Here is an 11,635-nt window from a genome sequence, read left to right as displayed (position 1 = left end):
ATCACCATCGCCAACCATGAAAAAGCCACCTCGATTGAGGTGGCTTTTTTGTTGTATGGTTTTAGAAGTCTTCTGAGCGAATCTGTGTCAAGACGTTCGCTTGTTCGACAGTTAGGTGGGCGGATATGGAATGCCTGTCAGCGCTGGAATAACGCTGAATGTGTGGATCTGAGTGCTGCTTTTGCTTATTTCGTCCTTCAGTCTTTTTTCCCGCTGCTGCTCATCGCTTTGTCTGTGGCGGCCAGGGTGTTTGGTGAAACAGATAGTTTGGATAATGTTTTGGAGTCGGTTACCCAGGTCCTCCCCCCTTCCGCAACCAACCTGGTGGATTCCACCCTGCGTGGGTTGGTGAATCAGGGATTTGGTGCAGGAATTCTTGGCGTAATTGTCTTGCTTCTCACGGCAAGTAATGCCTACTTAACATTGCAGCGCGGAGCTGATCGTCTTTGGTCAGACATTCTCCCGGACCCGGCGATTGACTTGCCTTGGTGGCAGCAAGTGGTGCAGTTCTGTAAAACGCGTGTTGAAGCTTTTTTGACTGTCTTTGCTATATCGATTCTGATCGTCTTTCAGCAGTTGGTTCTCAGCATCAGACAGCTTCCGGAAGACATCCTTGGTGTTCTGGATGGTTTTATTCCTGGGTTGATGGCTCTTGTGCAATCCAGTCCCATTCTTCCCCTTGGGCGAATTCTCGTTCCAGCATTGATCTTGTCCTTGATGGCCCTGCTGCTTCAGATGGCCTTGCCCAGTCGCCGTGTTCCAAGAGCACCCTTGATCCCTGGCTCGTTGTTGATTGGCTTTGGGTTGGCATTGCTCAACAAAATTTTGAGCTTAAGTATCGTTTCTCTTGGTAATCGCTATCAGGCTTATGGGGTGATCGGTGGTGTTTTGGTTTTAACGCTTTGGGTTTGGTTGGTGGGTGTCATTCTTTATTTTGGCCAGTGTTTGAGTGTGGAATTGGCCTCAGTTCGTCTTGCTAAGCCTCGGCTCGGAGAACCGAACACCCTGACGCCTTGAACTTCGATACCCCTCTGCGAAGCTGATCCAACGGACCATTTCCGTTGAGGCAAATGAATCGACCGCCAGCAGTGTTGTGGATTGCAGTTGTCTTGCTGTTGCTGGTGCCAACAGCGGCTGGTCGTCTGTTGCTCGATCTCGCAGGCGGTCTGCTGCTCACGCTCTTGGCGCTGCCGTTGATCCTGTCCGGTCTGGGCTGGATTGGCTGGAAGCTGTTGCAGTCGAGAATGATCACCTGCACTTCTTGTGGGGCTACTGGTCTGAAGGGCGCTGGCGTTTGCTCGTTTTGCGGGACGCCTTATCCCAACGCTGCGGACAACACTGGAGTTTCAGCTGCCCAGTCCACACCCGCGAGGGATCTCACGATTGATGTGATCGCTCAGGACGTGGATTCCGATTCCTGAGCCTGCAGCTGTCGTTCCCGAAGGAACAGAAAGAATGGTGCAGCACAGGCAAAGGCAACGCCAAAGCTCAGAGGAATGGCAAGCCACCAGCCTTTGATCTTCTGGCGTGGACCCTCCACACAGATCCACAGGGTGACCGCACTGGCCCCCACCAGCAGGTCAGCGCTCAAGGAGCGTGAGGCCGCTGTGCTGTTCGCATCGGCGATGAACCGAGCCAAATCGAAGGCCTGACCGCCACCTTCAGCAATGAACTCCAGATTGGCTTTCCACGGCAGGATCGCCCCCGCAAGTGCAAGGAGGAGATAGATCCAGGGCAGTGCCTTACGCATTGTTCGTGGGTTCAAGGGTTGTGGGGTCGAGTTCGACAATCGACTGTTCGACGCTGTCGAGCAGGGTCTGGCAACGGCTGAGGTAAATCTCACCGTGGAGAACCCGTTGCTGCAATTCCGCCAGGGGCACACTGTCGTTCTGCAGCTCAGCGAGCAGCAGATCAAGGGCCTGCATGGCTTCTTCGTAGTTGAGGCCAGCGGCATCGCTGCGCCAGCCTTCCATGCGATCGCGTAACTCTTTGCTGGGTTGGCGCTTGCTCATCAGGAGGTGGTTTTTTGGGAACTGCGTTGGATCTGATCGACCCGGGCGTCAAGCGTTCCGTCGCTCATCCGAATGCTGAGCTGATCTCCGATCTTGACGGATTGAAGGTCCGGGATGGCATCGCCGGAAGCATTGCTGACCAGGGCGAGCCCCCGTTTCAGCCAGCGTTCTGGAGACAGCGCTTTTAGCAATAGTTGTTTCTGCGCCAGCTCCTGGCGATGGCGCCTGATTCGCTCGAGAGGAGATTGTTGCTGCAACACAAAGGCCCGATCCTGAAGCCTTTGACGTTCGCGAAGGATTCGCCCCAGCAGTGCGTCCCTCAATCGACTTTGGCGTTGTACAAGCCCCTGGCGTGCAGCATTGCGGTCGGGCAGGAGCGCCACGATTGCCGCCGTGGGGGTGGCTGCCCGATGGTCTGCAACCAGATCTGCGACGGTCAGATCGTCTTCGTGGCCGAGGCCCGTCACCACAGGTACGGGGTAGTGCGCCAGCACGCGGCAGAGCGCTTCGTCATCGAATACCGCCAGGTCCTCCCGGTTTCCGCCGCCGCGCGCCAGCACCAGGGCTTGAATCCCTAGGTCAACTGATCGTTCGGCCAGACCCTCCAGCGTGCTGACAATCTTGGATGCCACTGCTCCCTGCACTGGAATCGGCACCACGATGAGTTGCGTCAGCGGCCAGCGTTCAGCGGCGGTGCGCAGCATGTCAGCCAGGGCGGAACTGGGCACACTTGTGAGCACCGCAATGGTTGAAGGTTGGCTCGGTAGCCGCCGCTGACGGCTGGGGTCAATCACTCCCTGCTCTTCCAGCAGCTGACGCACCCGTTCAAAGTCCCTCAGCACGGTGCTCAGGCTTGGGCGGATGTCCAGCGCCTGAACGGTGAGGCTGGCCCTCGCTGCCCAGAAATTCAGCTTGCCCACCACAGTGACGCCGTCACCGTCCTCGGGTTTGTAGCTCAGCTGGGCCAGTTTCGAAGCCCACACCACGCCCGAAATGCTGGCGGCGCCGTCGGTGAGGGTCAGCCAGAGGTGGCCTTTCTTGAGTTGAGGCCGCGAGACTGTTGCTTCTAACAAAAAACGCGGCGCAAAGCCGCGTTCCAGCAGGCTTCCGATGGCTGTGTTCAGTTCAGCAACGGAGTAAGTCGGAAGGCGATCAACGCTCAAGGCGGCTGTAGGCGTAACCCCAGTAGATGCAGACAATGGCCGAAATGCTGGTGACAAGAACGCCCCAGTGCTGGTGAATCTGAGTGGCGCCGATCGTGCAGATCACCAAGGCGCTGCTGAGCAGCCTTGATCCATCGCGTCTGTTCTGTACGTAGAGCGGTGCCAACGACTGTCTCAGTGGAATGCACCCACTTTGATGCATCAGCGATGGCCGATACCGAGGCAACAAAAAACCCCCGGTGAGCCGAGGGGTTCTCTAGGTCCGCGGTGCGGAAATCAGCCGAGGCCGATCTGGGACAGGATGCCCTGGCCGGTCAGGAGCTCGGTGCCGAGACCGATCACGATGCCCATCATGGCCAGACGACCATTCCAGGTTTCAGCGAAGTTGACGAAGCCGAAGCGTGCGTTGTCAGACATGGGGGAGGACCGATTTGGTTTGGTAACAATGTAACAAAGGTTGGAGTTTTGTTGCGAGTGCTAACGGCTACAGGAAGGGGGGTCCATTTCCATTGTTTACGCCTGCCCGCCGCTTGACCTGCGTTTCGTCCGGGCGGTCGGCAGTGCCTGGCGCGGGTCGTCGGGCCAGGGGTGCTTGGGGTAGCGCCCTCGCATCTCGCGGCGCACGTCCTGATAGCTGCCTTGCCAGAAGCCTTTGAGATCCCGGGTGCGTTGCAGGGGACGTCCTGCCGGTGAGAGCAGTTCCAGGGTGACGGGGATACGACCATCCAGCACGTGGGGCCCGTCGTCACATCCGAACATCTCCTGCAATTTCACGGCAAGGATGACCTCGTCCCCTGTGTAAAGCAGTGTGGCCTGCCGGCCGGCTGGGATCGGGACGCGACGCGGCAAAAGCGCATCCAGCTGTTGTCTGAGGCCCCAGTCCAGATCGCCCCAGAGTGCTTCTTCCAGTGCTGCTGTGCTGATCTCGCCCCAACCCAGGCAGCCCTCCAGGGTTGGACCAAGCCAGGTGTCAGCCTGCTCCAGCAGCGTCGTGAGATCCCTGGCCGGCCATGGGCTGCCCACCTGCTGATGCATCCATTCCAGCCGTTGGCGCAGCTGGTGGGTGCTGTCCGTCCAGGGCAGTGCGTCAAGGCTGGAGTTCTTCTGCAGCTGTTCGATGAGCAGGCTCCGGCATAGCGGCGCTGCTGGCGAAGGCTGTGGCGTGCGGCGCACCACCAATTCACCCAGTTTCAGCAGTCGTTCGGCGCGGATCCTCTGGCGTTCAGGATCCCAGCTGACTAAGTCCTGCCAATGGCCGTCTTGCTCAGCGATGGTCAGCAGGGTGCTCTGGCTCAGGGCCACTGCCATCTGGATGCGGGTGTCTCTGTCGCCCATGTCGACCCTGGCGACAGCCAGGGCCGGGCTCCCCTGAAGCGGATCCCAGGGAAGCAGCACGGCGCCGCGTCCCTGGCGCAACTGATAGCGACCGGTCTGGTCCGGTCGCTCTTGCGCTAGCCATTCAGGAAAGGCCGCCAGGATCAGATCGCCGGCGCTGACGGACGATCCCTGGTTCTGGGGTGAAGGGCCAAGTCGCTTCAGTTGGCGGCGGAGCTGCTGGCTGAGCGTTCGCAGTGATGGATGGCGCTGGATGCTGTTGAGCCGGGCCTCGAGATCGCTACCGATTTGGCGGCGATCGAAGGGATCCCTTTCGCTGAGGATTGCCGCCAAATCACACCCCAGCTGGGGGGCGCCCTGTTCATGGGCCTCCAGCAGCAGCATGCCGAGACGGGGGTGAACGCCCAGGCCGCCGATCAACCGTCCCCGCCTGCTGATGCGGCCGTCTTGCTCCAGCAGGCCGAGCTGTTGCAGGCCGTGCTGTCCCTCCTGCATGGCGGCTGCAGGTGGTGGGTCCAGCCATGGCAGTTCTTCGCCCAGTCCAGCGCCCCACTGGGCCAGTTCCATCAATACGGGCTGGGGATCCGCCAGCAGCAATTCGGGGGGGTGGAACTGTGGTCGTCGCTGTTGCTCCGCGGGTGACCAGAGGCGGATGCAACTGCCTGGGCACTGTCGGCCGGCTCGGCCCCTGCGCTGCTCCGCACTGGCCAGGCTGGAGGCTGTCGTCTCCAGGCCTTCCATTTGGGTGTTGGGGTCGTAGCGCAGTTGACGGCTGAGGCCGCTGTCAATCACCAGCCGCACACCATCGATTGTGAGGGAGCTTTCGGCAATGGCACTGGCCAGGATGATGCTGCCGTCCTGGTTCGGATCGCAGCGTTGGAGGGCTGAACTCTGTTGTTGCAGTGGGAGTTGCCCATGCAGCACTTGAATGCGCCAGTTCTGCAGAGCCGCTGCTTCGGTCAGGGTCTGCCTGCAGCGTTCAATCTCCGCCAGTCCAGGCAGAAAGACCAGTACACCGCTTCCCTGAGGTTGCTCGAGGGCATGGTGCTCAATGGCGCGTAACACCTGTCGAGGCAGGGGTTCGTCCGGTCGTGGCGCTTGGTGATGGGTCTCCACCGGGTAACAGCGGCCTGGGCTTTCCAGCACTGTCGCTTCGGGCAGGCGTTCTCTCAGGTCGGACAGATCCAGCGTGGCGGACATCAACATCAACGCCAGGTCTGGATTCAGCAGCGGACGCGCTTCGCGCAGCAGCGCGAGGGCCAGATCCGCATCACGCCCCCTCTCATGAAATTCATCGAAAATTACGCAGCCCACCCCATCCAGTGAGGGGTCGCTCTGCAGGCGCCGCAGGAAGAGGCCGTCGGTGATCACCTCCACCTGGGTGCGGCTGGATCGTTTCTGTTCCCCGCGTACGGCATAGCCGATGCGGGCACCCACGTCTTCTCCCAGGCTCGTGGCGAGGCGGGCAGCGGCGGCCTTGGTGGCCAGCCGCCGCGGCTCAATCATCCAGATTTTTTGCTTCCCTGCGAAGCCCCCCGGCCCTTCCGTCAGGGCCCCGATCAGCGCTAAGGGAACCCGTGTGGTCTTGCCTGCCCCGGGTGGCGCCTGCAGCAGAACTGTTTGTCCCGGGCGAACTTCAGAGCAGATCCGCGCCAGCAGGGCGTCGATCGGGAACTGGCTCAAACCGGTGCTGCCGCTCGATTCATGGGACGAGATTCATCAGGCCCAACAGAAGCAGGCTGCTGATGGCGCCAACAGCGGCCAGCAACCGCACAAGGGGCCCGATGGAAACAACGAGGGAGGCCATAAAGACTTTCTTAAAGGCCGAATTGATTCCGGTCTAGCCCCTTGGTTTTCGCCTCGCTGCATTCATTCGCACGCCTTTACACACGCTGTGCCTCGATCAACGCACGTGGCGTGTTCCATCAACGGGGTGGTACTCCTCGCCGGTGAGTTCTTCGAACACGATCGCCGGAAGGCCGGTCTCGAACATGGTTTGCAGCGCCTCCTTGAGATAAGGGTTCCAGCCACCGGTGCTCACCTGGCCGTGACGGACGGTCCAGTCCCAGGTGCCCTGAAGGTCGCGGGGGATCCTGCCTTCCCGGTCACGACGGGCCACCAGATCAAGAGATTCGACAAGTCCCACGGTGATGGGGTCCTTTCCGTAAGCCGGAGTCAGGCTCAATTCCAGGCGAACCGGATCTTCTTTCATCAGCCGAAGCCGAAACCGGGGGGGCAGCTTGATGCCCTTGATGACCGCGGCAACGATGCGTGTTCTCTGATCCACTCAGGCGACCCCTGTCGACTCCAAGCGCCCAATTTATTCAGTGCCGGGTCCAGCGGCCGTCGAGGTCTCGTCATCGTCACCGCCGAAGCGCACCGTCAGCAGGTCTTCTTCTGTAATGCGTCCCTCGCTGTCCAGCAGTTCCGGGTGGATGGTGACCTGGCCAGTGCGGTCGATGGGATCGCTGCTGGGGCCACTGCTGATCGGACCACTCGCAGCACGAAAACCCTTGCTCATAACGCGGAAGGCCTGCCAGAGCAGGGCCACAAACAACGCGCCGTAGAGCAGCGGAAACAGTGAACCGAGCATGACCCTCCACCCAACTGAATCTCTTCATTCTCACGCTATCGGGATCCCGGTTGCACGCGGTCACAGCTTTGACATCGCTGGTGGCTTTTTTTGCGTCTGCTCTGCGTAGCGTCGAGTCAGCCGATCGCCCTGCAGCTGTGATGACCTCTCAGTCCCGCTCGCTCGTCGCCTCCGCTCTGGCAGGAGGGTTGTTGTTGGCCGGTGTTGGATCGATCCCGTTCATCGTTGGCCCTCAGGAGGCTGAGGCGCTGCCAGCGATCCGTCGCGACTCGTTTGTGGCCGCCGCTGTCAAGCGCAGTGGTCCAGCAGTGGTCACTCTGGAGACAGCTCGGACCGTGAATCAGTCCGGTGCTGCGGGGGTGCCGCCAGCCCTGATGCGGGACCCCCTGTTTCGCCGTTTCTTTGGTATTCCTCGTTCCACAGCACCGCGCTCCAGGGTTCAGCGCGGCCAGGGGAGTGGGGTCATTTTCGATGCCAGGGGTCTGCTCCTGACCAATGCCCACGTGGTGGAGGGGGCGGATCAACTCACCGTGGGGCTTTCCGACGGGAGAAGGGTGCCTGCCCGGGTTGTGGGCAAAGACAGCCTTACGGATCTCGCGGTGGTGCGTCTGGAGGGGGCTGGACCCTGGCCAGTCGCTGATTTAGGCGATTCTGATCGGCTCAGCGTTGGCGACTGGGCGATTGCCGTTGGCAACCCCTTTGGCCTGGAGAGCACAGTGACATTGGGAATCATCAGCAACCTCAACCGCAACGTTGCTCAGCTCGGGATTTCGGGCAAGCGTCTGGATCTGATTCAGACCGACGCGGCGATCAATCCTGGTAATTCGGGCGGGGCGCTCCTCAATGCCGACGGGGAGGTGATCGGGATCAACACCCTGGTCCGATCAGGACCAGGGGCGGGTCTTGGTTTTGCCATTCCCAGCAATCGCGCCCGTGCCATTGCGGAACAGCTGGTGACCCGCGGCAAGGCCCGTCATCCGGTGATCGGCATTCGTCTTTCTCCTGTGCCCAGGCCCACGCCGACATCCCAGGTGCCCGCAGGAGCGGTCATTCGCTCTGTCCAGCCTGGGGGGCCAGCGGACCGCGCCGGGCTCAAGGTGGATGACGTGATCACGAGTTTTGATGGCAAGGCTGTTGCTGATCCTGCAGCTGTGGTCAGTGCCATCGATCGCCGCGGTGTGGGAGCCACGGTTGTGTTGGGGGTGCGTCGCGGTGAGGGCCAGGTCAGGATCGAAGTCAAGCCGGTTGATCTGTCGGCCTTGCCCTCAAGCTGAAGTCTCGGCGTCAGACGTCAGACGTCGTCGGAGTCCCTTAGTTGTTCCACGCATTGGGTGATGCATTCGCCGTCGTCGAGCGAACAGGTGGTGATGCACTGGAAATAGGTTTCCACGGCGTCCCAGGTCTGCTCATGGGTTTCCGCGCCTTGGGCTGATGAACCGCCAACGGGTTCGGTGTTGCCGGGGCCGGAAACCATTCTCATCGGGGCTGGGGATCAGTTTTGTCAGCCTATGCAGACGAAAACACCAGGTAAAGAGAAATAAGTCTTCCTGCCTAAGGGTGTGTGAAGTTTTCGGTTGGGTGGCTCGATGCTCGTCAAGCCGCCTTTTTGCGCCGGGCATCTCGAGCTTTCTGCTTTTCCTTGTTGGCTTTCCGCTTGGCCTCTCGCTCCATGGCCAGTTCTTTCTCCTTGGCTTCAGCCCTTTCCTCCTCTTTTTTCTCGAGGTAGTAGTTGTAATCCCCCCGGTACATCACCAGATCACCCTCCCGCAGTTCGACGATCCGGTTGGCCACGCGGGAGATGAAATAGCGGTCGTGGGAGACCAGTAGCGCGGCTCCTTCGTAGGCCATTAAGGCGTCCTCGAGCATCTGCTTGGCCGGGATGTCGAGGTGATTGGTGGGCTCATCCAAGACCAGAAGGTTGCAGGGGGTCAGCAGCATTAGCGCCAGTGCCAGACGGGCTTTCTCGCCTCCGCTGAGCTTCCCGACCTCTTTGAACACTGAGTCGTTGCTGAAGCAGAAACTGCCCAGCAGCGAACGAACCTGGGTCTGGGTCCAATCGGGGACCGCTTCGTACATCGTGTCAATCACGGTCTTGGAGAGATCCAGAGCTTCGGCTTGGTTCTGTTCGAAGTAGCCCGCAATGACGTTGTGTTCCCCCAGTCGGGCACTGCCTTCATCGGGAGGTTCCACCCCCATAACCAGGCGCAGCAGGGTGGACTTACCCGCACCGTTGGGACCCACGAAGGCGATGCGGTCGCCCCGCTCCACCTCCAGTTCAGCCCCCAGAAACAGAATCTTGTCTCCATAGCTGTGGGTGACGTTGTCGATCAGGGCAACCTGTGCCCCTGAGCGTGGAGCGGGCGGGAACTGGAAACTCGGCCCTGCCACAGATTCGATCGGTGCCTCCACCCGTTCCACCTTGTCCAGTTGCTTCTCACGGCTTTTGGCCTGGGTGCTGCGGGTAGCGCTGGCGCGAAAACGATCGATATAGGCCTGTTGGGTGGCGATGTCTTTCTGCTGGCGTTCGAAGGCCGCCTGCGTGGCCTCCCGTTCCATTTGTTTCTGCTCCAGGTGGGCGGTGTAGTTCCCCAGATAGCTGCGGGACACCCCCCTTTCGGTGGAGACAATTTGATTGCAGACCCGGTCGAGGAAGGTGCGGTCGTGGCTGATGACGACGAGAGCAGCGCTCTGCTCCAGCAGGTAGGTTTCCAGCCACTGGATGGTCTCGACATCCAGATGGTTGGTCGGTTCATCCAGCAGCAGCAGATCCGGCTCCTGAAGCAAAATTTTCCCCAGGGCGATACGCATCTGCCAGCCCCCGGAATAGTCCTTCACCTGCAGCTCAGCGCCCTCGGGGGTGAAGCCGATCGTGGGCAGGAGCTTGTCGATCCGGGCGTCGAGTTCGTAGCCATGCAGTGCTTCGAAACGGCTCTGCAGCTGTCCCAGTTGTTGGATCAGCTGATCCAGATGATCGGGATCTTCAGCAGCGCGTTCCGACCCCATCGCCTCTTCCACCTGCTGTTGGCGGTTCATCACTTCGGCGGCTTCACCAAAGGCTTGGAACAGCTCCTGGCGCACTGTGCGCTCCAGATCCACATCGAATTCCTGCTGGAGATAGGCGATGCGGGGTTCTCCCTGACGCACCACCTGGCCGCTGGTCGGTTCCTCGTGTCCGGCGATCAGACGCATCTGGGTGGATTTGCCGGCGCCGTTTACCCCCACCAGTCCGATCCGGTCTCCGGGTTTCACCTCCCAGGTCACCGCGCGAAGCACTTCCCCAGTGGGATAGATCTTGCTGACGTTTTCGAGTCGCAGCACCGGCGGAAGGCGTCCTTCCCCCCATCATCCCTGTCGGCACACTGGGGAAGGTTTCCGGAGGGTGCTCGCCATGCTGAAACTGGAGCAGCTGGCCGCTCTTGTGGTGGCCGCAGGCCTGGCGATCGTGAGTTATGTGCTGTTCTTCAGTTGGGCCGGTGGTGGTGGCTACGAACGCCGGCAGCGCGTTGAGCCCCAGGCTTTATTGAAGTCCGTCTCGCCCAACTTCAAAGACCGCCCCTCGCTTTAACCACCCAGCGGTTGCTGTCTTCATCGTTCAGGCTTGCCAGATGCTCGCGCACCTCTTGGGCTGTGACTGGCAGGCCCAGCTCGTTGCCCAGATTGCAGATGCTGTCCATGGCGCCGTTGGGGTCCTGGAGGGCTTGGCGGAACAGCGCCTGCGTCTGCTCAGGATTGCTGCTGATGCGGGCGTACAGCGATGCGGCGTTGGAAGACATCGCGGTTTAAGCAACTGTTCAAACGCTATTCAGGACCGAAGGCCTTGTCAGGCGGCCTGTTCGATGCCGTCATCGAGCTGTCCCAGGGCAGAAGCGTCCTCCATGCTGCGGGCATCCATGCAGAGCACCTTGCGCAATTGGGCGTAGTTAGCTGCCTGGGTGTTACGCCCTTCCTGGGAGGCTCCGTATTCAGCCCGCTGCAGCACATGGTGCAGGTGGGTCAAAAGGTAGGTGCTGATCACCGCTGACACCAGGACATCACTGTTTTCGGCGCTGCGACGGGGGCGTCGCGACCGACTGCGTGATCCGGCAGGGCTGCGACGGGAGCGGGATGTGGCTTGTGTCATGGGGTTCTCCGAGGAGGACCAGTGCCCCCACCATAGTCATGGATACTACCCTTGACCACCTCTGTACACTTTTCACTAACTGAGCCTCTTTCTGGGGATCCGGTCGTGCCCACCCGTCAGACCTCATCCAGTGGGAAGCCCAAGTCCCCAAGAATTCAGGTGGTTCTGCCTGAGGATCTTTGTGAGCGCTTGACCGCCATGGCCGAGCTGGAATCCCGCACGGTGAGCAACATGGCGCGGGTGCTGATCCAGCAGGGGGTGCAGCGCCACGAGAAGGCTCTGGAGGCGTCTGCTCCCGCCCCAACACGCGAGGAGCGCCTCCGGTCGGCACTGGAATCACAGCAGCCACGCCGTCTGCGGGGAGCACCCCGGCGCTTGCGCCTGCACCGGCCTGGCTAGGCCTAGGCCGCTC

17 protein-coding genes are annotated in these 11,635 nt (G+C 60.7%); 5 read left to right on the top strand and 12 right to left on the bottom strand.

Going from position 1 to position 11,635, the window contains the following annotated elements; translation table 11 throughout:
* Positions 1 to 84 precede the first annotated feature (84 nt).
* Together DXY29_RS02510 and DXY29_RS02505 are read left to right on the top strand one after the other, a co-directional pair.
* The gene (locus DXY29_RS02510; RefSeq protein WP_115022660.1) at positions 85 to 1,017 is read left to right on the top strand and encodes a YihY/virulence factor BrkB family protein; all 933 of its coding nucleotides are present in this window, start codon (positions 85 to 87) and stop codon (positions 1,015 to 1,017) included.
* 53 nt (positions 1,018 to 1,070) lie between these two features.
* Positions 1,071 to 1,421 (top strand): hypothetical protein, encoded by a 351-nt coding sequence (locus DXY29_RS02505; protein ID WP_115022592.1) that lies wholly within the window; start codon positions 1,071 to 1,073, stop codon positions 1,419 to 1,421.
* Here the strand turns inward: DXY29_RS02505 and DXY29_RS02500 are convergent.
* The 8 genes from DXY29_RS02500 to DXY29_RS02470 all read right to left on the bottom strand — a co-directional run bounded on the left by DXY29_RS02500 (position 1,397) and on the right by DXY29_RS02470 (position 7,103).
* Entirely contained in the window at positions 1,397 to 1,750 is a 354-nt protein-coding gene (locus DXY29_RS02500) for a DUF2834 domain-containing protein (RefSeq protein WP_115022590.1), read from the bottom strand. The genes DXY29_RS02505 and DXY29_RS02500 overlap by 25 nt on opposite strands.
* Positions 1,743 to 2,012, bottom strand: coding sequence for an exodeoxyribonuclease VII small subunit (xseB, locus tag DXY29_RS02495; RefSeq protein WP_115022588.1), 270 nt, complete (start codon positions 2,010 to 2,012; stop codon positions 1,743 to 1,745). The genes DXY29_RS02500 and xseB overlap by 8 nt, the downstream gene beginning before the upstream one ends.
* A complete protein-coding gene (gene xseA / locus DXY29_RS02490) occupies positions 2,012 to 3,175 on the bottom strand; it encodes an exodeoxyribonuclease VII large subunit (RefSeq protein WP_115022587.1) in 1,164 nt (387 codons plus the stop codon). Before xseA ends, xseB begins: the two co-directional genes overlap by 1 nt.
* Positions 3,165 to 3,341, bottom strand: coding sequence for a hypothetical protein (locus tag DXY29_RS13300; RefSeq protein ID WP_170952086.1), 177 nt, complete (start codon positions 3,339 to 3,341; stop codon positions 3,165 to 3,167). Before DXY29_RS13300 ends, xseA begins: the two co-directional genes overlap by 11 nt.
* Before the next feature lie 110 nt (positions 3,342 to 3,451).
* Entirely contained in the window at positions 3,452 to 3,592 is a 141-nt protein-coding gene (locus tag DXY29_RS02485) for a chlorophyll a/b-binding protein (protein WP_115022585.1), read from the bottom strand.
* A 96-nt stretch (positions 3,593 to 3,688) separates the two neighbouring features.
* The gene (hrpB, locus tag DXY29_RS02480) at positions 3,689 to 6,193 is read right to left on the bottom strand and encodes an ATP-dependent helicase HrpB (protein ID WP_115022583.1); all 2,505 of its coding nucleotides are present in this window, start codon (positions 6,191 to 6,193) and stop codon (positions 3,689 to 3,691) included.
* A 220-nt stretch (positions 6,194 to 6,413) separates the two neighbouring features.
* Positions 6,414 to 6,797, bottom strand: a complete 384-nt coding sequence (locus tag DXY29_RS02475; RefSeq protein WP_115022581.1) for a hypothetical protein — start codon at positions 6,795 to 6,797, stop codon at positions 6,414 to 6,416.
* A gap of 33 nt (positions 6,798 to 6,830) precedes the next feature.
* Positions 6,831 to 7,103: a DUF2973 domain-containing protein gene (locus DXY29_RS02470; RefSeq protein WP_115022579.1), complete on the bottom strand. Its 273-nt coding sequence runs from the start codon at positions 7,101 to 7,103 to the stop codon at positions 6,831 to 6,833.
* A gap of 140 nt (positions 7,104 to 7,243) precedes the next feature.
* Between DXY29_RS02470 and DXY29_RS02465 the strand changes: the two genes are divergently transcribed.
* Positions 7,244 to 8,377 carry a trypsin-like peptidase domain-containing protein gene (locus DXY29_RS02465; protein ID WP_115022659.1) on the top strand — a complete coding sequence of 378 codons (1,134 nt, stop codon included), beginning with the start codon at positions 7,244 to 7,246 and terminating at the stop codon, positions 8,375 to 8,377.
* 17 nt (positions 8,378 to 8,394) lie between these two features.
* Here the strand turns inward: DXY29_RS02465 and DXY29_RS02460 are convergent, their stop codons facing one another.
* Together DXY29_RS02460 and DXY29_RS02455 are read right to left on the bottom strand one after the other, a co-directional pair.
* Entirely contained in the window at positions 8,395 to 8,577 is a 183-nt protein-coding gene (locus tag DXY29_RS02460) for a hypothetical protein (RefSeq protein WP_370630820.1), read from the bottom strand.
* A gap of 119 nt (positions 8,578 to 8,696) precedes the next feature.
* Positions 8,697 to 10,421 (bottom strand): ABC-F family ATP-binding cassette domain-containing protein, encoded by a 1,725-nt coding sequence (locus DXY29_RS02455; protein WP_115022576.1) that lies wholly within the window; start codon positions 10,419 to 10,421, stop codon positions 8,697 to 8,699.
* A 61-nt stretch (positions 10,422 to 10,482) separates the two neighbouring features.
* Here DXY29_RS02455 and DXY29_RS02450 point away from each other — a divergent pair, with 61 nt between their 5' ends.
* A complete protein-coding gene (locus DXY29_RS02450; protein WP_115022575.1) occupies positions 10,483 to 10,668 on the top strand; it encodes a hypothetical protein in 186 nt (61 codons plus the stop codon).
* Here DXY29_RS02450 and DXY29_RS02445 read toward each other — a convergent pair.
* Positions 10,646 to 10,876 (bottom strand): hypothetical protein, encoded by a 231-nt coding sequence (locus tag DXY29_RS02445; protein WP_115022573.1) that lies wholly within the window; start codon positions 10,874 to 10,876, stop codon positions 10,646 to 10,648. The genes DXY29_RS02450 and DXY29_RS02445 overlap by 23 nt on opposite strands.
* A 47-nt stretch (positions 10,877 to 10,923) precedes the next feature.
* On the bottom strand, positions 10,924 to 11,223 hold the full coding sequence (locus tag DXY29_RS02440) for a hypothetical protein (RefSeq protein WP_115022571.1): 300 nt from the start codon (positions 11,221 to 11,223) through the stop codon (positions 10,924 to 10,926).
* A 105-nt stretch (positions 11,224 to 11,328) separates the two neighbouring features.
* Between DXY29_RS02440 and DXY29_RS02435 the strand changes: the two genes are divergently transcribed.
* Entirely contained in the window at positions 11,329 to 11,622 is a 294-nt protein-coding gene (locus tag DXY29_RS02435) for a hypothetical protein (RefSeq protein ID WP_115022570.1), read from the top strand.
* Positions 11,623 to 11,635: the final 13 nt, after the last annotated feature.

Source organism: Synechococcus sp. UW69, assembly GCF_900474185.1.
Taxonomy (GTDB): domain Bacteria; phylum Cyanobacteriota; class Cyanobacteriia; order PCC-6307; family Cyanobiaceae; genus Parasynechococcus.
The sequence above is the reverse complement of the archived record's forward strand: the minus strand, read 5'-3'. Positions and strand labels throughout refer to the sequence as shown.

Bases quoted from the DNA above. Each gene is read 5' to 3' on its own strand.
- DXY29_RS02505 (WP_115022592.1), top strand. From the start codon at position 1,071: ATGAATCGACCGCCAGCAGTGTTGTGGATTGCAGTTGTCTTGCTGTTG.
- DXY29_RS02500 (WP_115022590.1), bottom strand. From the start codon at position 1,750: ATGCGTAAGGCACTGCCCTGGATCTATCTCCTCCTTGCACTTGCGGGG.
- xseB (WP_115022588.1), bottom strand. From the start codon at position 2,012: ATGAGCAAGCGCCAACCCAGCAAAGAGTTACGCGATCGCATGGAAGGC.
- DXY29_RS02485 (WP_115022585.1), bottom strand. From the start codon at position 3,592: ATGTCTGACAACGCACGCTTCGGCTTCGTCAACTTCGCTGAAACCTGG.
- DXY29_RS02470 (WP_115022579.1), bottom strand. From the start codon at position 7,103: ATGCTCGGTTCACTGTTTCCGCTGCTCTACGGCGCGTTGTTTGTGGCC.
- DXY29_RS02465 (WP_115022659.1), top strand. From the start codon at position 7,244: ATGACCTCTCAGTCCCGCTCGCTCGTCGCCTCCGCTCTGGCAGGAGGG.
- DXY29_RS02460 (WP_370630820.1), bottom strand. From the start codon at position 8,577: ATGGTTTCCGGCCCCGGCAACACCGAACCCGTTGGCGGTTCATCAGCC.
- DXY29_RS02445 (WP_115022573.1), bottom strand. From the start codon at position 10,876: ATGTCTTCCAACGCCGCATCGCTGTACGCCCGCATCAGCAGCAATCCT.
- DXY29_RS02440 (WP_115022571.1), bottom strand. From the start codon at position 11,223: ATGACACAAGCCACATCCCGCTCCCGTCGCAGCCCTGCCGGATCACGC.